The sequence below is a fragment of the Flavobacterium microcysteis genome (assembly GCF_006385255.1).
GTDB lineage: Bacteria > Bacteroidota > Bacteroidia > Flavobacteriales > Flavobacteriaceae > Flavobacterium > Flavobacterium microcysteis.
In genome coordinates, this window is record NZ_VFJE01000046.1 from 34,124 (window position 1) to 57,222 (window position 23,099).

The window sequence follows — 23,099 nt, forward strand, 5'->3', positions numbered from 1 at the left end:
GATTTAGGATTTGGGATTTATGATTTGGGATTTATGATTTTAGACTTATGATTTCTGGCTTTTAACTATCAACTACCCACTATCATCTATCAACTATAAACTCTCCACTATCAACTATAAACTGTCTTTCGATTACATTTTCTGTGTATAATAATTGTAATCTTTCAAAATGGTCCTGATGAAATCTTCCTCATTACCTGATTGGCTCCTGATTCCTGTGACATCTTCAATTTTTGTCTTTAACTTCGAAATCATCTGGTAATCTCTATTTGTCCTCGCATTATTGAAAGTTTCTTTGATAATTCTGGCATCATTGTCACTTAGCTTTATAACCAAAGGATAAGTAGGCACATAATTCACATCGATTTCCTCTAAAATGGTATGACTGATATTGATATTGTTTTTTAACGAAATGACTGAAGTACCCGCTGCCATATCCCCTAATCTTTGTGATTTTTCACTTGCAATAATGCTAACCAATCCTATAATACCGCTACTAAGATTGACATCTACAATCCTAAAAATCCACCTCATGATATAGTCTCCAAAAGAGGCCTGATAACCGTCTATTTTAACTACCTTAATTTTAAGCAGTCTCTTGCCTAATGTCTGTCCTTCAAGCAAACTTTCTAGAATAAGCGAATAAAAAATGACCGGCAAGTAAAACATAATTTGTATTGAAGCTTCTGACCACTTATCATTCATCCTACCCATGAGCTTGTTGATTCCCAAGGCATAAAAGAAGATATAATAGACAACAATTACATAAGCCGCTTTAACCAGAAAATCAAGCATATACGCCAAAATCCTATCACCTATAGTAGCTGCCGTAAAATTAATATTGACATTTTGAGTCGTATTTATAGATAATTGTGTCATATTTTATATTTTAGCTTCCAATGAGAGAAGTTGCATTCATAAAGCAAAATAAAGAAAAATGGCTTGACTTCGAACAAGCAATTTTCGGTAAAGCTAAAAAAAATCCTGATGAAATGGCCAGTTTGTATATACATTTGGTCAACGATTTGTCGTATGCACAGACTTATTACCCTAAAAGCAAGACAGTTGTCTATCTCAACTATCTCGCTGCACAGATTTACCAAAAAATTTACAAGACCAAAAGAACCGAAACCAACTGGTTTGTATATTTCTTTTCTATAGAAGTACCGCTAATCGTGTACCAATACCGAAGGTATGTGTTATATGCGTTCCTCCTATTTTTCATGACAACAACCATTGGAGTTGTTTCGGCAAAATATGATCCCGATTTTGCACGGCTGATTATGGGTGACGAATATATCAATATGACCTTGGAGAATATCAAAGATGGTAATCCTGTAGCCGTATACAAAAGCGGAAGCAATTGGGGCATGACTATTGGAATCACATTAAACAATTTATATGTTGGGCTCATCTCTTTTATATTTGGCATCTTTGCTGGAATTGGGACATTTTATGTGTTGATTCGAAACTGCATCATGCTGGGTGCTATTCAATATTTCTTCTATGAGCAGGGCGTCTTTTGGGAAAGTGTGCAAGGGATATGGATTCACGGTTCTATGGAAATTTTTGCCATTGTTATAGAAGCCGCAGCAGGTTTTATTTTAGGTGCTTCCCTATTGTTTCCAAAAACCTATTCCAGAATGGCTTCTTTTAAAATAGGTTTTAAAAACAGCTTTAAAATAGTATTAGGAACAATGCCTTTTACTATTGCTGCCGGAATTTTGGAAGGTTTTGTAACCCGCTATTCCCTCGAAATGCCTAATTGGCTAAACGTATTAATCATCTTGTCTACCCTGTCTTTAATTTCCTTTTATTTCTTGATCTTTCCTTTTATAGTCAATAAAAAAATACAATCCGCCAAATGATCGCTTTATTCAAGAAAAGAAATTTTAACGACTACCTTAATGACACTTTCTCTTTTTTCAAAAAAGACGGAAAGCATTTCATAAAAAACTATTTTGTCATCAATGGAATTTTCCTGTTGCTGCTGGTCGTTTTTATTTATTTTCTTTCGAAAATTTATTTTGAAGCTATTTTTTCTACACTAGATCAGACCAATCCGGGATATAATTTTGTGGAAGAGCTTTTTAATGAAAATTTAGGGGGTTTTATTGCTTCGCTTATTGGATTCGTTGTATTGTCCCTTTTTCTTACACTCCTGAATTTTGCTTATCCTATTATTTATCTTGACAAATACGACCAGTTCCAAGGAAGCAATTTTGACACCAGGGAAATAATAAGCGGTCTGAAAGCCAAAATGGGTAAGATCTTTTTATTTTTTATTATTTCACTGTTTGTGATAATTCCTGCAATAGCTATCTTATTCACAGTCCTGATACTTCTTTCATTTATTATTATCGGGATTCCATTGATCATGATTACCATTCCTACTATTTTCTCTCTGATTACATTAATGTTCTATGACTATCTGACAACCGAGAATGGTTATTTTACATCACTTGGCAATGCAGCAGGTTATCTAAAAAAGCAGTTTTGGCCAATTGTTGGGGTTACTATGCTCATGTATATGATTATTCAAGTCGTATTAACCCTATTTTCAATGATTCCTTATGTGATTGCTATGGTCATGCTTTTTACATCCATTGGAGATCGTACAACCGGGCCATCCCAGGATGCCTTATCCACTTTTGGTGTTTTGATGTCTGTCGTATTCGTAACCGTAATTTTAGCCAATTATATATTGAACAACTTATTAATCGTAAACCAAGGTATGATCTATTATAGCCGAAAAGAGCATGATGAGAACAAAGCTACTTTTGGTGAAATTGACAGTATCGGAACAAATTTTGAATAAGCTATTCTACATATTTTTATTTTTCTTCTGCCTGAATGCTTTCGGACAGGACTCTCTTTCGGTTAACAAAACGGATACAACTGTTGTAGCCCAAAAATTTTCCGAGAAAGACATTCTTATTGACACTACTAAAATAAAAAGCCTTTCGTTTCCCGATTATAAAAAAAAATACAACGATCCTGACTTTAATTATGAAACCAAAGTCAAAGAAAAAAGTGCATGGGAACGTTTTAAGGAATGGCTCGCCTATTGGTATAATAAAATTTTCAGTATTGGCAATGAGGGAGCCTCTAAAACAGCTATTGAGTTGATTTTAAAAATCTTAGCCGTCATTATCATTCTGATCGTGATTTACCTTATAGTAAAAGCAATCATGAATGACGAAGGACGATGGGTATTTGGAAAACCATCCGACAAAAAAGTCATTCATTACGATGAAATTGAAAAGAACCTTCATCTGGTAGATTTTGAAAAACTGATTAAAGAAGCTGTAAAAACGGGTGAAAGCCGTTTGGTTATACGCTACTATTATTTGTGGCTTCTAAAAAAACTAGCTGCAAAAGAAATTATCGAATGGGATACCGAAAAAACAAACTCTGATTATCTCTATGAAATAAAAAACGAAAAGCTGAGGAACGACTTTGCTTATCTTTCCTACCTCTACAACTATATCTGGTATGGAGAATTTGAGCTTGAGGAAGAAACACTTTCCAAAGCAATACAATCGTTTGAAAAAACAATCAAGACTTTATAATGAACAAGACTATCAAAATATACATCGCTTTTTTGGTACTGCTTTTGGTAGGCATTGTTTTTATTGATGTAGTCCGTCCAAAACCTATGAATTGGTCACCAACGTACGACATTACAGACAAGATTCCTTTCGGGATGTATGTCTTTAACAAAGAAGCTCCCGACCTATTTGGGCAAAAAGTGAATAGAATCACGCAGACTGCCTATCAATATTTTGAACCAAAATACGATTACGATAGCCTCGTAAATACGTATACGGTGCGTGGAACCATACTGTCAATTTCAGACCAATGCCTGATTGATGAAGAATCGGCACAGGAACTTTTGTACTTTGCCCAACATGGAAATAAGGTTTTTATTAGTGCGAAATCCTTTCCTAGTAAATTGAAGGACAGCTTAAAATTCTCCTATACTATGAAATTCATGGGGCTTGGCAAAGATTCTATTTTTACCATGCTAGCCAATCCGCATCTTGGCAAGAAAAAATACGACATCTCTGTGGGTGCCGGAAATTCATACTTTGAAAAAATTGATACTTTAAAAACGACAGTTCTTGGCTATCATGAAAATTCAAAAGAAAAACTGGTCAATTTCATAAAAGTTCCCTACGGCAAAGGAGAATTTTACCTGCATACGCAACCAACCGTATTTACTAATTACCATCTTTTAAAGGGCAATGGTCCTGAATATACAGCCAAAGTCTTAAGCTATACGGAAGGAGAAATATTCTGGCTTCTGAAAAACCAGTCTGGAGAGATTCTGTCGAATTCGCCTATGCGTTATTTCTTGAGCCAGCCTGCATTAAAAGCGGCATGGTATATATTCTTGATAGGCACACTTGTTTTTTTCATATTCAATGCAAAAAGAAAACAACGAATTGTCCCTATCATAAAACCTTTAGAAAATACTACTGTCGATTTTACGAAGACAATCGGGAATTTATACTTTCAGGAAGGGAACCATGACAACATAATTGAAAAGAAAATCATATATTTCCTTGAAAAAATAAGAAACGATTATTTGCTGGATACGACAGTACTCGATGATAACTTTGAAAAAAAGCTACAACAGAAATCCGGCAAAAAACCAGAAGACATACGCAGAGTTATTCATCTCATCAATGAACGCAGAAAAAGCTATCATCAAAGTATTGAAAGCGACCTGATAGCCATAAATACAGCCATTGAGAAAGTCCTCGAAAAAGAAAAAAACAGTCAAGAAACATAATCCAATTATAAAATGGAAGAAAATATAGCACACAATCCAAATGAAAATCCAATTGAGAATGTAAATTTTCAATCCCGAATTGATTTGAGCCAACTGCAAGAAAGCATCGAAAAAATCAGGTCTGAAATTAGCGGTGTTATTGTAGGACAGCACAAAATGATCGACCAGCTTCTGGTTGCCATTCTTTCCAATGGTCATGTTTTGCTGGAAGGTGTTCCTGGTGTTGCCAAAACAATTACTGCAAAATTAGTCGCCAAAACCTTAAATATCGGATTCAGCAGGATTCAGTTTACTCCTGACCTTATGCCATCAGATATATTGGGAACTTCAGTATACGATCTAAAAAAATCAGAATTTGAATTCAAAAAAGGACCTGTTTTCTCTAACTTGGTTTTGATTGACGAAATCAACCGAGCTCCTGCCAAAACTCAAGCTGCTTTGTTTGAAGTTATGGAAGAGCGCCAGATTACAATGGACGGGGTTACTTACGAAATGGATGCTCCATTTTTAGTAATTGCAACCCAAAACCCTATTGAACAGGAAGGAACCTACCGCCTGCCAGAAGCTCAATTAGACCGATTCTTGTTCAAAATCAATATTGATTATCCAAAACTGGATGAAGAGATTCTTATTATCCAGAAAGAACATCAATTACAAAATCACGGAAAGCTAGACAATATCCATACTGTACTGACTTCTGATGAAATCCAGAAATACCAATCGCTGGTAAAGCAAATTATCGTAGAACCTCAGCTTTTGGAATACATTGCCAAACTGGTAATCAATACACGTGAAAATGCTTTCTTATACTTAGGTGCTTCACCTCGTGCCTCTATCGCCATCTTAAATGCTGCAAAAGGATATGCTGCAATCCGTGGAAGAGATTTCGTAACACCAGAAGATATCAAAGAAGCTGCAATTCCGGTATTACAGCATAGGGTTATCGTAACTCCAGAACGTGAAATGGAAGGCATTACCAGTACAGAAATCATCAAACAAATCATCGAAACTATCGAAATTCCTAGATAATCTAAAAGTTACGCCCGTTGAAACTGCTCAAAAAATTATACATCAACAATTTCTTTTTTTACGCGCTGCTTGGCGTGGCATTCTTGTATTGCGTTGCCTTTATTTTTCCGGCACTTTACAACGCTGCAGGTTATGTATTGCTGATGCTTTTGGCTTTTTTAGTTCTTGACATATTGATTTTGTTTAGTGCCAAAAACGGGATTGAGGGAACTCGTATTGCACCCGAAAAATTGTCAAACGGAGATGAGAATCCTATAGGAATTAATATTAAAAACTATTACACCTTTCCTATTGGCGTAAAAATCATAGACGAAATTCCAGAACAGTTTCAGATTCGTAATTTTGAAATAAAAAGAAAAATCAAGGCATCTTCGCAAGATGACATCCAATACTACTTACGCCCGACTTCGAGAGGCGAATATGTCTTTGGAAATCTGAATGTTTATGCCATGACACCCCTAAGGCTGGTTTCCAGAAGGTTTACATTTAACAAAAACCAAATGATTCCAACCTATCCTTCCTATATACAGTTGAGAAAATATGACCTGATGGCTTTTTCCAACAACTTATTCCAATATGGCGTAAAGAAAATAAGGAGAATTGGCCATACTATGGAATTCGAGCAGATTAAAGAATACGTACAGGGCGATGATATCCGTACATTGAACTGGAAAGCGACTGCCAAGAAAAATGCATTGATGGTCAATCAGTTTCAGGACGAAAGATCACAATCTATTTACATGGCTATTGATAAAGGGCGAGTTATGAAGATGCCTTTTAACGGATTAAGTCTGCTGGATTATGCCATAAATGCAACCTTGGTCTTATCGAATGTGATCTTAAAAAAACAGGATAAAGCCGGTATGTTCACCTTTTCTAAAAAAGTAGAAAACCGTGTTGCTGCAGAAAGGCGTTCTTCACAAATGCACCAGATTTTGGAAAGCCTTTACAACATCAAGACAGACTTTTTTGAAAGCGATTACAGCCGATTGTATGTCGATATAAAGAAAAACATCAACCACAGGAGCTTGATTATCCTGTATACTAATTTTGAAACGCTAGACAGCCTGCACCGACAGCTTCCTTACCTGAAAGCAATTGCAAAAAGCCATTTGCTTGTCGTTGTATTTTTCCAAAACACGGAACTAAACGATATTATCAATTCAAAAGCCATTACTGTTCAGGAAGTATACGACAAGGTTATTGCTGAGAAATTTGCATTCGAAAAGAGATTGATTGTAAATGAACTCAAAAAATACGGAATCCATTCTGTATTGACACAACCTGAAAACCTGACTTTGGATACGATTAATAAATATTTGGAGATTAAGGCAAGGGGAATACTTTGATTTGGGATTTTTGATTTCTGATTTTAGATTTGTGATTTAGGACTTTTGACTTTAAACTTTTGACTTTTGACTTTAGATTTTTGATTTTTGATTTATGGTTTATGATTTAGTACCTTAGCAGCTTAGAAATACAGAAATCAGAATCTTGAAACAAATCACTTCAGTTCAGAATCCATTTATCAAATCGCTAGTACTGCTTCAGGAAAAATCCAAAGCCCGAAAACAGACTGGAACATTTTTAATTGAAGGCCACAGAGAAATTGAACTGGCTCTAAAAGGCGGTTATGAAATCGAAACTATTTTATTCCTGCCTGAAATCAGTTCCGAAAACGATACCAAAAAGCTTTCCGGTTCTGCAGAATTAATTGAAATCAGCAAAGACGTATACCAGAAACTGGCCTATCGTGATACTACAGAAGGTATATTGGCTGTGGCAAAATCTAAAAATCTTTCCCTTTCAGAATTGAATCTTGGCAAAAATCCGTTGGTTTTGGTTGCTGAATCTCCTGAAAAACCTGGAAACATTGGTGCCATGCTAAGAACAGCTGATGCTGCAAAGATGGATGCCGTAATCATTGCCAACCCAAAAAGTGACTTATACAATCCTAATATCGTACGTTCCAGTGTTGGCTGCCTGTTTACAAACCAAATTGCAACAGGAACAACCGAAGAGATTATTGCTTTCCTAAAAGAAAAAAAAATCAATATTTACTGCGCTACCTTACAAGATTCGACTGGCTACCATACTCAAGACTACACTACTCCAACTGCTTTGGTCTTGGGAACGGAAGCAACAGGATTGACACAGGAATGGCGTGACAATTCAACTCAAAATATCATTATCCCAATGCAAGGAGCAATCGACTCCATGAATGTTTCTGTTGCAGCGGCCATCTTGATTTTTGAAGCAAAAAGACAACGAGGATTTTAAAAACAGTAATTATGAAATTTATTCCTTTTGAAAAAATAACATATAGCTCAAGACTTCCCATAACAGAAATAAAAGAAAGGCTTGAAAATGAAATACAGCCAAAAGCGAATTTTTCATTTGGACAGAAACCCGCAGCTACCTCAAAAAAATTCGAAGGAATTGCAAACGGAAATGAATTTCAAATTCAAAGAATAATATCCTACAGGAATTCTTTCCTTCCAAAAATTGATATAACTCTCGCTCAAGACCTATCGGGTTCGAAAGCAACAATAACTTTCAAGCTTTTGCCATTAGTCGCTATTTTTATTGGCTTTTGGCTCGCAATCGTAGCCTTTTCAGGGATTGCTCTGGCGCTTTTCACCACTTCTGAAGAAAATTTTGAATTTGCAAAATTCATTCCGCTAGTCATGTTTGTTTTTGGATATGCTATGACAATCCTGGCATTTAATTATGAAGTAAACAAAGCCAAAGAAGAGCTCGAAAAAATCATTCAAATTAGAAATTGATACCATGAAGAAAAACATCAAAAATTATTTTTTAATCACATCCTTATTGTGCTTTTCCGCAGCACATTCTCAGCTAACCTCAACGCAGATTGATGATGTTGTTGAAAAAACCATAAAAACATTTGACGTTCCGGGTATTGCCGTTGCCGTAGTAAAAGACGGGAAGATTGTCCATTCCAAAGGTTATGGCGTAAGATCAATAATCACCAAGCAAAAAGTCGATGAAAACACTTTATTCGGAATTGCTTCCAACAGTAAGGCGTTTACAAGTGCTGCATTGGCAATGCTTGTTGATGAAGGCAGAATCAAATGGGACGACAAAGTCATCAAATACCTTCCTGAGTTCAAAATGTATAACGAATACGTTACCAATGAATTTACCATCCGTGACCTGCTAACTCACAGAAGCGGACTTGGACTTGGTGCGGGAGATTTAATGATCTGGCCTGATGGTTCAGATTTTAAGGCCGAAGATATTATTGAAAACATCCAATACCTCAAACCAGTTTCAGGATTCAGGACAAAATACGATTATGACAATCTCCTTTACATTATTGCCGGAGAAGTAATCCACAAAGTAAGCGGGCAAACATGGAACGAGTTTGTAGAAAACAGAATCATAAAGCCACTTGGCATGACCAATACAGCTTCTTCCTGGGTAAGATTAAAAGACACATCTAATGTTATTGTTCCTCACGTACCGATTGATGGCAAGCTAAAAGTTATTACACGCTATAAAAATCAAATGTTTGATGCCGCTGCAGGTATTTATTCCAGCGTAAACGACATGAGCCAATGGGCAATCATGCAGCTGAATAAAGGAAAATACGGCAACGGACAGAAGATATTCTCAGAAAAAGAGCATTTCGAAATGTGGACGCCACAAACACTTATGCCTAATAGACCGGTTCCGCCTTACAATTCGCTTTTTAAAGCCTATGGTTTGGGTTGGCAGTTGAATGATGTTAAAGGAAAAATGCAGGTTTCACATACCGGAGGCCTGGAAGGAATCGTAACACAAGTAACTTTGATTCCTGAGCTTCAGCTTGGAATTATTGTTTTCACGAATCAGCAATCAGGTGCTGCTTTTTCTGCAATAACCAATACAATAAAAGACAGCTATCTGGGAATGGAAGCTTTTGACCATGTCAAATATTTCAGCGATAGGGAAAAAGCCAGCGGAGAAAAAGCAGACAAAATTACAGATGAAGTATGGCAAACTGTCGCAAAAAACAAAAACCAGAAAATCGATACCAAAAAGTATATCGGGACCTATAAAGACAATTGGTTTGGTGAAGTTAGCATCACTGAAAAAAAGGGGAAAATGTATTTCGCTTCCAAACGTTCACCGCAACTCAAGGGCGAAGTTTTCTTCTATAAAGACAATAATTTTGTAGTAAAATGGGACAATCGCTATTTTCATGCAGATGCACATATCTTCTTCGGGAAAGACAATGCAGAATTCACCATGAAACCAATTTCTCCTGCTACAGATTTTAGCTATGATTTTCAAGACCTTAACTTTTTCAGAATAAAATAAAAAGACAAGCCTGAAACTATTTTCAAAGCTTAAAAACCGCCCAATTTGGAGCGGTTTTTGCTTTTATACAAAGAGGCAAAAAAATTGCAAATTCAAAAACTTTATTTTACTTTTAGTCAATAGCAAACAAACATCAGAAACGCCATGGTAGAAATTGATTTAGAAAAAGAAAACAAGGCAATTGCGAGGGAATACAAAGAACTTTTACGAATCAGTTATCAAACGTTGTCGGAAGATGACAAGAAACTAATTCGTAAGGCTTTTGATGTGGCTGTAGATGCCCATAAAGACCAGCGCAGGAAATCTGGCGAAGCCTATATCTTCCACCCTATTGCCGTGGCAAAAATTGTAGCTTCGGAAATTGGTTTGGGTGCGACTTCTATTGCCGCTGCCTTGATGCATGATGTTGTTGAAGATACAGATATCACTGTAGAAGACATTGAAAGAATGTTCAATCCGAAGATTGCAAAAATCGTTGAAGGATTGACTAAAATAGCTCAGGTAAAGACAGACAACGAAATCTCGATGCAGGCGGAAAATTTCCGTAAAATGCTACTGACTTTAAATGATGATGTACGTGTTATCCTTATCAAGATTGCAGACCGTTTGCACAACATGCAGACCATGGAATCGATGGTGGATTACAAGCAGGCAAAAATAGCATCGGAAACGCTTTATATTTATGCTCCGCTTGCCCATCGCTTAGGATTATACAACATCAAAAATCAGCTGGAAGATTTAGGCCTGAAATATACCGAGCCTGAAACCTACAATGATATTGTCAGCAAGATAAAAGAAACAAAAGAGCAGCAAGACGAATACATTAAATCTATTTCTGATGTATTAAAAGAATCATTAGATGCCGAAGGAATAGACTATATCATCAAAGGCCGTCCAAAATCCATTTTCTCCATCCGGAAGAAAATGCTTGCGCAAGGCGTAAGCTTTGACGAAGTATACGATAAATTCGCTTTAAGAATCATCTACAAGGCAGCTCCAAGCGAAGAAAAATTCCTTGCCTGGAAAATATATTCTATAGTAACCGACCATTATCGCCCGAGCCCGAGTCGTCTTCGCGATTGGATTTCCTCACCAAAATCAACAGGTTACGAAGCCCTTCACATTACAGTAATGGGCCCAAAAGGACGCTGGGTAGAAATTCAGGTACGAAGCGAAAGAATGGACGAAATTGCTGAAAAAGGCTACGCAGCACACTATAAATACAAACAAGGCGGTTCAGAAGAACACGGTTTAGATACCTGGCTGAATCTTTTAAAAGAAGCCCTGGAAAATGCCTCAACGAATGCCGTTGACTTTGTAGAAGATTTCAAATTGAATCTCTATTCTAAAGAAATTTATGTTTTCACGCCAAAAGGAGAAATCAAATCGCTTCCAAAAGGAGCGACATCGCTGGATTTTGCCTTCAGCATTCACTCCGAAATTGGAATTAGAACCCGTGGAACCAGAGTTAATGGTAAATTAGTTCCGCTAAACCATGTACTGAATAGCGGCGATCAAATAGAAGTCATTACATCTCCAAACCAAAAGCCTACTTCACACTGGCTGGATTATGTAACGACATCACGTGCGAAAACCAAAATTAAAAACGTACTTAACGAGAATACAAAGAAAATTGCGGAAGACGGAAAAGAATTATTGACCCGAAAATTACGCCATTTAAAGGTCAATATGTCTGAAACGACCGTAAACGAGCTGGTCAACTATTTCAAGCTAAAAACCAGCCTTGATCTTTTCTATCGTGTAGGAATTGGAGCTATTGACAACCAGCAGCTTAAAGATTTCGCCGCACAGAAGAGCAATACGTTTATGAATTTCTTCAAAAACAAAATCAAACGTACGCCTTCGACCAATCCGGAAACCATCAACAAGCCAGAAATCAGCAATAACTTTGACATGCTGGTTTTTGGAAAAGAACAAGACAAACTGGATTATAAGTTAGCGACTTGTTGCAACCCGATTCCGGGTGATGAAGTTTTTGGATTCGTAACTATCAACGAAGGAATTAAAGTCCATAAAAAAGATTGTCCAAATGCCATCAGTCTCCAATCCAACTATGCCTATAGAATCATCAAAGCCAAATGGATTGATTCATCACAACAAGAATTTAAAGCCATATTAAACATTACCGGAATGGACACTCTAGGTTTGACAAACGAACTGACCAAAGTGATATCCAACAATATGCATGTGAATATCCAGAGTATTTCCCTGAGTGGTGATGCCGGTATTTTTAACGGACAGGTCGTGGTAGTTGTACAGAACAATACAATCTTGAAAAAACTAATCGAGAACATCAAAAAAATTGACGGAATCGATAAAGTCACGAGAATTAACAAGAACTAAAAAATCAGAATCAAAGCCGTTTGTAAACCATAAATTGAGAGACTTTCTCTATTAAAAAATTTTAATATTTTTTTAGGTAAAAATCAACAAACGAGAAACTTGATACTTGAAATAAAATGATTTATCTTTGCAGGATATGACACTAATTTCCGTAGATAATAATAAAAATCAAGAGATTGTAAAAAATGTTTTTACAAAATATCTTGAAACAAAAGGACATCGCAAAACTCCTGAGCGCTATGCTATTCTCCAGGAGATTTATGATAATGAAGAGCATTTTGACATTGAATCTCTTTATATCAAGATGAAAAACAAAAACTATCGTGTGAGTAGAGCTACGCTTTATAACACGATCGAACTTTTATTGGATTGTGCATTGGTAAGAAAGCACCAGTTCGGGCAAAATCAGGCACATTACGAAAAATCTTATTTCGACAAGCAACACGACCATATCATCATGACAGACTCTGGCGAGGTGATTGAGTTTTGCGACCCGCGAATCCAAAGCATCAAAAAAACTATTGAAGAAATTTTTGATATCGAAATTCACAATCACTCCCTATACCTTTACGGAAACAAAAAGACTACACCTAAAGAATAAATAAACAACTAACAACAAAAAAATGACCGTAGATTTACTACTCGGCTTGCAGTGGGGCGACGAAGGCAAAGGAAAAATTGTTGACGTTCTCACTTCAAAGTACGACATTATTGCCCGTTTTCAAGGCGGACCTAATGCCGGGCACACGCTCGAATTTGATGGGATTAAGCACGTTTTGAGAACAATTCCATCAGGAATTTTCCATAAAAATTCAATCAACATTATCGGAAACGGTGTCGTAATTGACCCTGTGGTTTTCCAAAAAGAATTGGAAGGCCTGGCAAAATTTGATATTGACATCCAATCCCGATTGATTATTTCAAGAAAAGCACACCTTATTTTACCAACACACCGCTTACTGGATGCGGCTTCTGAAGCATCAAAAGGCAAAGCTAAAATCGGTTCTACATTAAAAGGAATCGGACCTACCTATATGGATAAGACCGGAAGGAATGGTTTACGTGTTGGCGATATTGAACTGGCGGATTTTAAAGAGCGATACAGAACGCTGGCTGACAAGCACCAAGCAATGATTGCTTTTTACGATGTTGACCTTCAGTATGACTTAAAAGAATTGGAAGACGAATTTTTCGAATCGATTAAAGTCTTAAAAACATTGCAGTTCATCGACAGCGAAGAATATATCAATAAAGCTATGAAAGAAGGAAAGTCAATTTTAGCCGAAGGAGCTCAAGGCTCACTTCTGGATATTGACTTTGGAACTTATCCTTTCGTTACTTCTTCAAACACCACTGCAGCTGGAGCTTGCACAGGATTAGGAATTGCTCCAAACCGTGTAAAAGAAGTGTTTGGAATTTTTAAAGCCTATACGACAAGAGTTGGAAGCGGCCCTTTCCCTACCGAACTTTTTGACAAAGACGGTGAAACAATGGCGAAAGTCGGAAACGAATTTGGTTCCGTTACAGGTCGTGCCAGACGATGCGGATGGTTGGATCTGGTAGCTTTGAAATATGCTATCCAGGTTAACGGAGTAACAGCTTTGTATATGATGAAAGGCGATGTTTTATCCGGATTTGATACGCTAAAAATCTGTACGGCTTACAAATACAATGGAACGGAAATCGACCACCTTCCTTACAACATTGAACCAGAAAACGTTTCTCCGGTTTATGTAGAGAAAAAAGGATGGAAAGCAGACCTTACTGGAATGACTTCCTACAACGAACTTCCTTCAGAATTAAAGGAATATGTCGAGTTTATCGAAAATTTTGTAGAAGTGCCAATCAAGGTTATCTCAGTTGGTCCTGACAGAAAACAGACGATTTTAAAATAAGAACAACGCCTTGATAATCTCAAGGCGTTTTTTTTTGAGAAACTAATTATATTTGGCAATAGCGAGTGCTTCAAGAACGTTATCTAGCAAACTATATAAATGAGAAACAAAAATCTAATCCTGAATTACATTTTTATTATTGGAATTTTAATCCTTTTCATTAATGACCAATTTTTAAAGTTTGCATATCCAGGTCTCATTACGGGAAAATTATCAGATGTTTGTGGAATCATAATTTTTCCATTATTACTGACTTATATATTTCCTAAGTTAAGAGAAAATAGTGTTTGGATAGCAATGCTGATATTCGCTTACTGGAAAAGCCCCTATTCACAAAATTTAATAGACTTTTATAACCAATTTTCTCCCATAGAAACCTCTCGGATTATTGATTATTCGGATCTATTAGTCTTTGTATTACTCCCAATTCCATACTTTATATTAAAAAAAAATTGGCTGATAGAACCTATTTCAATCAAAAAAGCAAATCCACTTCTTATATTGATTCCGTCAATTTTAATTTTAATAGCTGAAGCTCCGCCAAAAAGGTACTATTATACAAAGACAAATGGAAACCTAAAATGTTTTAAATGCGACATTAATATCAATCAAAGTCAAAACGATATTATTGTTAAATTAGGTCAAAACGGAATTATATTTGACTCTATAAAGCCTATTTATTTTAGGGGCGTTATAGATTCTGTGGATGGAGCAAAAAGATTATTCAAGCGAGAAATGATTATCGATAAGGATACTTTAAGAAATATTGATATAACTCTGGTTCCGCTCAAAAAGAATAAGACAAAGCTGTACTTTAACGGCATGGATGTTCCCAAAAATTTGTCTGATGAAAATCTGGTAAAGGACATCAGGAAATATTATAGGAAAATAATTTTCGAAGAAATAAAACGTAAATTATAGAGCAAAACTAATATACTTTTATACCTAAGAAAAACTTTCTGAATCAGGATTTTTTTCTTTAATGCCTATATCCGTTCTTCTCAAAAAAATCCTATGAGCTTCCATTTTATACATCCAAACCATCTTCATCTAGTATGTTATCGTCAAAAATCATCTCAACGAAGTTTACATTCAATTGTTTACACAAATAATTCTTAATTAAAAATCAGATATGCAGATTTTAATTAAATTTGAACCAAAATTCAATCCATTGAAGAAGAACTTTTTATTTCTTGCAAGCTTTTTTATCCTACTGAGTTTCAACACGCTGCTGGCACAAGCACCACCAAAAAAAATAATAGTAGAGAATTCCGACTTTGTCGATATCCAACAGGAGGAAATTCCTGGTGCTATCCGATACAGGGGAAATGTGAGAATTCTGCATGATGGAGTCAGAATGACCTGCAACACGGCTTATTTATTTCAAAAGGAAAACTATATAAAAGCTTTTGGTGATGTAAAAATGAATCAGGGCGATACTGTATTTATGGACAGCCGTTATGCCGAATACCAAGGAAATATAAAGTTTGCCTTTGCAACCGGAGATGTGGTCATGCGAGATCCAAAAATGACGCTGACAACAGACACGATTAATTTTGACAGAAGAATACAGCAGGCTTATTATACTACTTATGGGACTATAAAAGACCAGGAAAACACATTACGAAGCAAATCAGGAAGGTATTACCTTAATGAAAAAAAGTTCCAGTTCCTGACAGCTGTTACCATAACGAATCCAAAATATGTAATCAAATCAAACCATTTGGATTACTATTCAAATTCGGGACATTCCTATCTATTTGGTCCATCAACGATTACAAGCAAAGAAAACTTTATCTATACGGAAAAAGGATTTTATGACACCAAGAAGAATTTTGCGCATTTTGTCAAAAACTCCTATATCAAATACGACAACCGCCTCATTGAAGGAGACAGCTTATACTATGACCGGAATCGGGAATTTGCTTCCGCCACAAATAATGTAAAAGTCACGGATTCCATCAACAAAGGAATTGTTCGGGGCCATTATGGTGAAGTCTATCGAAACCAGGATTCTTTAGTCATGACCAAAAGAGCTGTAGCTGCTACTCTGATAGAAAAAGATACGCTTTATATTCATGGCAAGAAACTAATGGTTACCGGAAAACCAGAAAACCGAGTTATGCGTGCCTTTAATAATGTCCGATTTTATAAAATCGACATGAGCGGCAAATGCGACTCTTTACATTCTAACCAAAAAAATGGACTGACACAATTGATTGGAAGGCCGGTTATTTGGAATGGAGAAAATCAGCTGACTGGAAAAGTGATACATCTGATTTCAAATCCTAAAACTGAAAAACTGGATTCGCTCAAAGTATTGACGGATGCATTTATAGCCTCAAAAGACACGCTCGGAACCGGCTATAATCAGGTCAAGGGCGTCAATTTATATGGCAAATTCCGGGATAATAAACTATATGAAGTCGATCTCGTCAAAAACACCGAAAAGCTCTATTATGGTTATGACAAAGGGCAATTGGCAGCTATTGACAAAGGAATCAGTAGCAGTATTCACCTGGAACTGGAAGACAATAAGATTACGACCGTAACAGCTTTCAAAAACCCAGAAAGTGAGAGTTATCCTGAAAAAGACCTTCCTGAAAACGCACGGAAACTAAGAGGGTTTATATGGCGGGGTGATGAAATAATAAAAAGTAAGGATGACATATTCCCACCGGAAGAAAATGAAATCCATGAAAAAATAGTAAAACAGAGCAAAGTGGACAAAGCCAAGGAAGATGTTCCGATGGAAGTCCGCAAAGAAACTCTGGATTACGACAAGAAAAAGACTGAGAAAAAGCCTGAAAAAAAAGCAAAAACTCAGTAACACCACTATCATAATGCAAACAAAATGAATAACGATTTTCAAAAATACCAGGCACAAACTTCCCCTTACCCGCTTGGAATGGAAGTTTCTCATGCCGTTGGTTCTTACATTTACGACACTAACAATAAAAAATACCTTGACTTCGTAGCCGGAGTTTCTGCCTGCACGCTTGGTCATCAGCACAAAAGAGTGAATGACGCCATAAAAAACCAACTTGACAAGTATTCGCATGTCATGGTGTATGGTGAATATTCGCAAAATCCGGCTGTTGAATTTTGCAAATTATTAGCTTCACTCCTACCCAAACCGCTTGAAAAAACCTATCTGGTTAACTCTGGTACCGAAGCTACTGAAGGCGCATTAAAATTAGCCCGAAGAGTTACAGGACGTAGTCAGCTAATTTCCTGCAATAATGCCTATCATGGCAATACGATGGGCTCCATGAGCGTTATGGGTTTTGAAGAAAGAAAGCGAGCGTTCCGTCCGTTGATTCCAGATGTCGACTTTATTACATTTAACAATGAAGAAGACCTAAAGAAAATCACGACAAAAACCGCCGGGATAATCTTAGAAAGTATACAAGGCGGAGCAGGATTCATACAGCCTGAAAATGGTTTTTTGAAAAAAGTCAGAGAACGCTGCACTGAAGTAGGTGCCATGATGATTATTGACGAAATCCAACCTGGATTTGGAAGAACCGGAAAATTATTCGGCTTTGAAAACTATGATGTTGTTCCTGATATCATAATTCTTGGTAAAGGAATGGGTGGCGGTATGCCTGTAGGCGCCTTTACAGCTTCGTCAGAAATGATGGATTTATTAAGCGACAATCCAAAACTGGGACATATCACAACCTTTGGAGGACATCCTGTCATAGCGGCCGCAAGCCTTGCTACGCTTCAGGAAATCACAGAAACCGATCTGATTCCGCAGACATTAGAAAAAGAAACCCTTTTCCGCTCGCTTTTGGTACATCCTTTGATAAAAGAAATAAGAGGACGTGGATTAATGCTAGCGGCAATGACCGAAGATGCCGAAATCACAAACCAGATCATCTTAAAATGCCAGGACAAGGGACTGATTTTATTTTGGCTGCTGTTTGAAGGAAAAGCAATCCGGATTACGCCTCCTCTGACTATCTCCGAAGAGGAAATTAAAGAAGGATGCGCTATCCTATTAGAAGTAATGGATGAAGTCCATTCGACACTGAAAAACTAGGATTTAACAATAAAAATCCGTAACTTACAGAGAGTAGTTTTGTTAATTAAATTGTTCACAACAATTTCAGTCTGACCTCGCTAAAAGATTTACGTTCCCTAAATTTATTAAGGATAATTTTAAAAACAAAGAGTATGCATTTGAGTCACGATGAAGAAGATTACAATTTATCCTTGTCCAAGTTCGAATCCATGTTGAAAACTAACAAAGTTCTCTTCTTTGATTCGGAAGAATTTGAAGAAATTATTCTTCACTACCTGGATATGGGTAAAGCGTCTCTGGCTAAAAAAGCCTTAAAATTAGCGCTTGAGCAGCATCCACGTTCTACAGGCTTAAAACTAGTACAAGTAGAAATGTTGGTATATGATGACAAGCTTGAAACAGCTGAAAAGCTATTGAATGAACTCTACGCCATTGAACCACAAAACGAAGAGATTTTTATCCAGAAAGCCAACATTTATTCCAAAAGAGACAATCACGAAAAAGCAGTAGAATTATTACAGGAAGCCTTAAAACTTACTGACGATTATGCTGATGTTTACAACTTGATTGGTATGGAATATCTTTTTATGGACAATCTGGAATTTGCCAAAGAGAACTTTATTAAATGCCTTGAAGAAGATGTTGAAGACCAGGCCGCATTATACAATGTGGTGTATTGCTTTGAATTTTTAGACCAAAACAAGGAGGCTATTGATTTCCTTGAGAAATATATCGACAGAAATCCGTACAGTGAAATCGCCTGGCATCAAAGCGGAAGGCTTTATTATGGACTACAGGATTACGAAAACGCATTGCGATGCTTTGATTATGCTTCGATGATTGATGACGAATTCATGGGTGCTTTTATGGAAAAAGCAAAATCCCTGGAGCGTCTAAAACGTTATGAAGAAGCCATTGAAAGCTATAACAGGACCATCGAGTTAGATGATCCTACTTCGTATGCGCTATTGCGAATTGGAAAATGTTACGAGAAATTAGGCAACAAGCCTTTAGCTCTAAAATATTTCCATAAAACCGTACATGAAGATCCGTTATTAGACAAAGGATGGATTGCTATTACTGATTTCTACGTAAGACAGAAGAACTATCAAAAAGCTTTATTCTATGTAAACAAGGCGATTGGAATCGATAACGAAAACAGATTGTACTGGAAACGTTATGCGACCATCAACAAAGCCTTGGATTTTCTGGAAGAAGCCGAAATGGGATACAGAAAAGCTGTCGAGTTTGGAGATTATGAATTAGACACCTGGTTGTATTGGATTGACATATTACAGAATTTAGGCGAATATGACGCTGCCATCCATACGTTATTGCAAGCTTCAGAATATTTCCCTGAAGAATTCCAATTGGAATATCGTTTGGCCGGACTTTACTTCATGGATGGAGACGACACCAAAGGTAAGTTTCACTTAAGCAACGGCTTACGTGTAAGTTTTGAAAACAATACAATCTTAGAAAGCCTATTTCCAGAGGTTTGGACAAGAAAAGATGTCCAGGAAATGATTAACAAGAAATAGACAATACTGAGTATAACTTTTAAAGCCTGACAAAAATGATTAATTTCGCTTTGTCAGGCTTTTTAATTTTGGTTATATGGAAATCACTCACTTATTCGGACTTCTTGGAAAAAACATCGCATATTCTTTTTCAAAAGGATATTTTACAGAAAAGTTCAAATCTTTAAATTTGAAAAACTACGATTACGTAAACTTTGACATTCCATCTATCGAAGAATTTCGTGACATCAAACAGAATAATCCCAACTTAAAAGGGATGAATGTAACGATTCCGTACAAAGAAGCCGTACTGCCCTATTTAGATAAAATCTCTAAAAAAGCTGAGAAAATTGGGGCTGTCAACACCATAAAAGTCACCAAAAAAGGGAATTTAAAAGGCTACAACACCGATTATTACGGTTTCAAGAAATCTTTAGAACCGCTGTTAGAACCACATCATAAAAAGGCCCTGATTTTAGGAACCGGAGGCGCATCAAAAGGCGTAGCCTTCGCATTAGACGAACTTGGAATCTTATATACTTTCGTTTCCAGAGAAGCGACAGGCGAAAGCATTGGATATAATTTGGTCAATGCTACCACGTTTGACAATCACCAGATTATAATTAACTGTACTCCATTAGGCACATCACCAAATACTGATGCTTATCCACCTATACCTTATGAGTATTTTACGCCGAAGCATATTGCTCACGACCTGATTTACAATCCTGCGGAAACGATTTTCCTTAAAAAAGCAAAAAAACAAGGCGCTAAGATTAAAAATGGTTTAGAAATGCTTCAATATCAAGCCGAAAAATCATGGAAAATCTGGAATAGATAAACATTAAAAATAGAAAATCTTACTATCCTTTTGATAAAAAACAGACTACCAGAATCTGAAACACTCTTATTCGCAAAAAAAGAATAACCTAGAAAAAACAAGTTAAATATTGGTTTTTCTTTGAATTTTCAGATGCCTTTACTATCTTTCCAAACGAAAGTATTACCAACCATAAACATTTAATGATGTTAGAAGAAAAGAATGATAACCTGCATGAAGCAGATGGAAGTAACGAAAATGAAACACAAGATGTGTCTCAAAACGAAAATTCGCAAATTGAGGAGCCAATCGAAAACAATGCTGATACTACTGAAGTAAGTTCAGACGATGCAAATGATGTAGTTTCCGAAACTGCGGATGCAATAGAAATTTCTCCAGAAGAACTGGAAGAAACTGTTGTTGTCAGTGACAACCAAAAAGCTTTGGATGCCATCGCAGATTCCAATGCTGAAGAAAGTGAAGATGAAACTCTTAAAGAGCGCCATGAAATTCCAATGCAGGATTATGAAGCAATGGACATGGAATCTCTTGTTGCGGAACTGGAAAAACTGGTTACCGTAGAAAAAGTGATGTCTGTAAAAGACCACGTAGAAGAGCTTCGTACTGCTTTTTTATCAAAATACAACCATTTCATAGAAGAAAAAAGAGAAGAATTTCTGGCCGAAAATCCGGATACAACAGAAGATTTCCACTACCATCTTCCATTGAAAATCAAATTTGATACTTTAATCAATCAATATAGAGATAAGAAAAACACACATTTCAAAAGTCTTCAGAATAACCTAAAGGCAAATTTGGATGTGCGTTTGGCTATTGTTGAAGAGCTCAAAGAATTAATTAATCCTCAGGAAAACATCAAAGACACGTTGAAGCATTTCAACGAACTACGTGAAAGATGGAAAAATGCAGGCCCTATTCCAAGAGACAAATACAATCACGTTTGGAACAACTACCATTTCCATGTTGAAAATTTCTATGACTATCTGCATCTTGACAGAGAAGCCAGAGATTTAGATTTCAAGCACAATCTTGAGCAAAAGCAAAGAATTATTTCTAGAGTAGAAGAACTTGTCAATGAATCGGATGTAAACAAAGCATTCCGTGAACTGCAAGACCTACATAAAATCTGGAAAGAAGATATCGGACCGGTTTCAAGAGATCACCGTGAAGTCATTTGGAATACTTTTAGCGAATTGACTAAAAAAATCCATGACAAGAGAGAATTACTGTTTGAAAAACAAAGAGGTACGGAGCAGGAAAATCTTGAAAAGAAAAAAGATATTATATCAAAAATAGCTGAACTTGCTAAAGAAAAAGTTGAGGCGCACTCTTCATGGCAGGGACAAATTGAAAAAGTCGAGGCTTTACGCAATGAGTTCTTTGCAACCGGAAAAGTTCCAGCTGACGTCAATGAAGAAACCTGGTCTGCATTCAAAAATGCTGTCCGTGACTTCAATGCCTTGAAAAATTCATTCTACAAGGACATCAAAAAAGACCAGCAAGAAAATCTGAACAAAAAAATGGCTTTGGTCGAAAGAGCAAAATCATTAAAAGATAGCGAAGATTTTGGAGCAACCACTCCTGTAATGAAACAAATTCAGGAAGAATGGAAGCAGATTGGTCATGTACCTAGAAAATATTCAGACAGTATCTGGAAAGAATTTAAAGAAGCCTGCAATCATTACTTTGACAAGCTTCACGCCCAAAGAAATGAAGTAAATTCAGAAGAATTGGAAGCTTTTGAGAAAAAGAAAACCTATCTTGAAACCATCAGGGATTTTGAATTGACTGGCGATCATAAAACAGATTTGGATGCTATCAAAGCTCATATTGAAACATGGAAAAGTTATGGTAAAGTACCGCACGCCAGACGCCATATTGAAGGAAAATTCAATAAGATACTGGATGCCTTGTTCGACAAGTTGAGCCTAAGTAAAAAAGACTCTGAAATGGCTCGATTTAACAGTAGAATTGACCAGCTTTCCAGCTCTGACGACAGTAGAAAACTAGAGAATGAGAAAATCTTCCTGATTCGTAAAATCGAAGAAGTACAGCAGGAAATTTTCCAGCTTGAAAATAACATTCAGTTTTTTGCTAATGCTAAAAAAGACAATCCGATGGTGCTTGAAGTAAAGAAAAATATCGAAAGGCACAAAGAGAGCTTACAGATGTGGAAAGATAAATTGAAGCAAGTAAGAAACTTAAAAACAGAATAAAATTTCATAAAAACCCCGCAATTGCGGGGTTTTTCTTTTGATTTAGAGCATTTAATGTCCTATTCCTTTTATTCCTCTTA

At 36.5% G+C, this 23,099-nt stretch carries 19 protein-coding genes; 18 read left to right on the forward strand and 1 reads right to left on the reverse strand.

What is annotated here, in order from left to right; translation table 11 throughout:
• Positions 1-132: 132 nt before the first annotated feature.
• On the reverse strand, positions 133-879 hold the full coding sequence (locus FJA49_RS00655) for an RDD family protein (protein ID WP_139997796.1): 747 nt from the start codon (positions 877-879) through the stop codon (positions 133-135).
• Between the two features lie 20 nt (positions 880-899).
• Here FJA49_RS00655 and FJA49_RS00660 point away from each other — a divergent pair, with 20 nt between their 5' ends.
• From FJA49_RS00660 to FJA49_RS00745, 18 genes are all read left to right on the forward strand, one after another.
• Positions 900-1,868, forward strand: a complete 969-nt coding sequence (locus FJA49_RS00660) for a stage II sporulation protein M (RefSeq protein ID WP_139997798.1) — start codon at positions 900-902, stop codon at positions 1,866-1,868.
• Positions 1,865-2,818, forward strand: a complete 954-nt coding sequence (locus tag FJA49_RS00665) for a hypothetical protein (protein ID WP_139997800.1) — start codon at positions 1,865-1,867, stop codon at positions 2,816-2,818. Before FJA49_RS00660 ends, FJA49_RS00665 begins: the two co-directional genes overlap by 4 nt.
• On the forward strand, positions 2,811-3,572 hold the full coding sequence (locus FJA49_RS00670) for a DUF4129 domain-containing protein (RefSeq protein WP_139997860.1): 762 nt from the start codon (positions 2,811-2,813) through the stop codon (positions 3,570-3,572). The genes FJA49_RS00665 and FJA49_RS00670 overlap by 8 nt, the downstream gene beginning before the upstream one ends.
• Complete coding sequence (locus FJA49_RS00675) at positions 3,572-4,798, forward strand: DUF4350 domain-containing protein (protein WP_139997802.1); 1,227 nt, start codon at positions 3,572-3,574, stop codon at positions 4,796-4,798. The genes FJA49_RS00670 and FJA49_RS00675 overlap by 1 nt, the downstream gene beginning before the upstream one ends.
• 12 nt (positions 4,799-4,810) lie before the next feature.
• Positions 4,811-5,827, forward strand: coding sequence for an AAA family ATPase (locus tag FJA49_RS00680; protein WP_139997804.1), 1,017 nt, complete (start codon positions 4,811-4,813; stop codon positions 5,825-5,827).
• A 17-nt stretch (positions 5,828-5,844) separates the two neighbouring features.
• On the forward strand, positions 5,845-7,176 hold the full coding sequence (locus FJA49_RS00685; protein ID WP_139997806.1) for a DUF58 domain-containing protein: 1,332 nt from the start codon (positions 5,845-5,847) through the stop codon (positions 7,174-7,176).
• Between the two features lie 145 nt (positions 7,177-7,321).
• Positions 7,322-8,107: a TrmH family RNA methyltransferase gene (locus FJA49_RS00690; RefSeq protein ID WP_139997808.1), complete on the forward strand. Its 786-nt coding sequence runs from the start codon at positions 7,322-7,324 to the stop codon at positions 8,105-8,107.
• 11 nt (positions 8,108-8,118) lie between these two features.
• Positions 8,119-8,613, forward strand: a complete 495-nt coding sequence (locus tag FJA49_RS00695; protein WP_139997810.1) for a hypothetical protein — start codon at positions 8,119-8,121, stop codon at positions 8,611-8,613.
• 4 nt (positions 8,614-8,617) lie between these two features.
• Positions 8,618-10,153, forward strand: coding sequence for a serine hydrolase (locus FJA49_RS00700; protein WP_139997812.1), 1,536 nt, complete (start codon positions 8,618-8,620; stop codon positions 10,151-10,153).
• A 144-nt stretch (positions 10,154-10,297) separates the two neighbouring features.
• The gene (locus FJA49_RS00705) at positions 10,298-12,517 is read left to right on the forward strand and encodes a RelA/SpoT family protein (RefSeq protein ID WP_139997814.1); all 2,220 of its coding nucleotides are present in this window, start codon (positions 10,298-10,300) and stop codon (positions 12,515-12,517) included.
• A 136-nt stretch (positions 12,518-12,653) separates the two neighbouring features.
• Positions 12,654-13,118: a Fur family transcriptional regulator gene (locus FJA49_RS00710; protein WP_056072956.1), complete on the forward strand. Its 465-nt coding sequence runs from the start codon at positions 12,654-12,656 to the stop codon at positions 13,116-13,118.
• Positions 13,119-13,140: 22 nt separating this feature from the next.
• Positions 13,141-14,412 carry an adenylosuccinate synthase gene (locus FJA49_RS00715; protein ID WP_139997816.1) on the forward strand — a complete coding sequence of 424 codons (1,272 nt, stop codon included), beginning with the start codon at positions 13,141-13,143 and terminating at the stop codon, positions 14,410-14,412.
• Between the two features lie 99 nt (positions 14,413-14,511).
• Complete coding sequence (locus FJA49_RS00720) at positions 14,512-15,333, forward strand: hypothetical protein (RefSeq protein ID WP_139997818.1); 822 nt, start codon at positions 14,512-14,514, stop codon at positions 15,331-15,333.
• A gap of 211 nt (positions 15,334-15,544) precedes the next feature.
• Positions 15,545-17,242 (forward strand): OstA-like protein, encoded by a 1,698-nt coding sequence (locus tag FJA49_RS00725; RefSeq protein WP_139997820.1) that lies wholly within the window; start codon positions 15,545-15,547, stop codon positions 17,240-17,242.
• A 24-nt stretch (positions 17,243-17,266) separates the two neighbouring features.
• The gene (locus FJA49_RS00730; RefSeq protein ID WP_139997822.1) at positions 17,267-18,460 is read left to right on the forward strand and encodes an aspartate aminotransferase family protein; all 1,194 of its coding nucleotides are present in this window, start codon (positions 17,267-17,269) and stop codon (positions 18,458-18,460) included.
• 134 nt (positions 18,461-18,594) lie between these two features.
• The gene (locus FJA49_RS00735; RefSeq protein ID WP_139997824.1) at positions 18,595-19,983 is read left to right on the forward strand and encodes a tetratricopeptide repeat protein; all 1,389 of its coding nucleotides are present in this window, start codon (positions 18,595-18,597) and stop codon (positions 19,981-19,983) included.
• Positions 19,984-20,059: 76 nt separating this feature from the next.
• On the forward strand, positions 20,060-20,803 hold the full coding sequence (locus tag FJA49_RS00740) for a shikimate dehydrogenase family protein (RefSeq protein WP_139997825.1): 744 nt from the start codon (positions 20,060-20,062) through the stop codon (positions 20,801-20,803).
• A gap of 185 nt (positions 20,804-20,988) precedes the next feature.
• A complete protein-coding gene (locus FJA49_RS00745; RefSeq protein WP_139997862.1) occupies positions 20,989-23,019 on the forward strand; it encodes a DUF349 domain-containing protein in 2,031 nt (676 codons plus the stop codon).
• Positions 23,020-23,099: the final 80 nt, after the last annotated feature.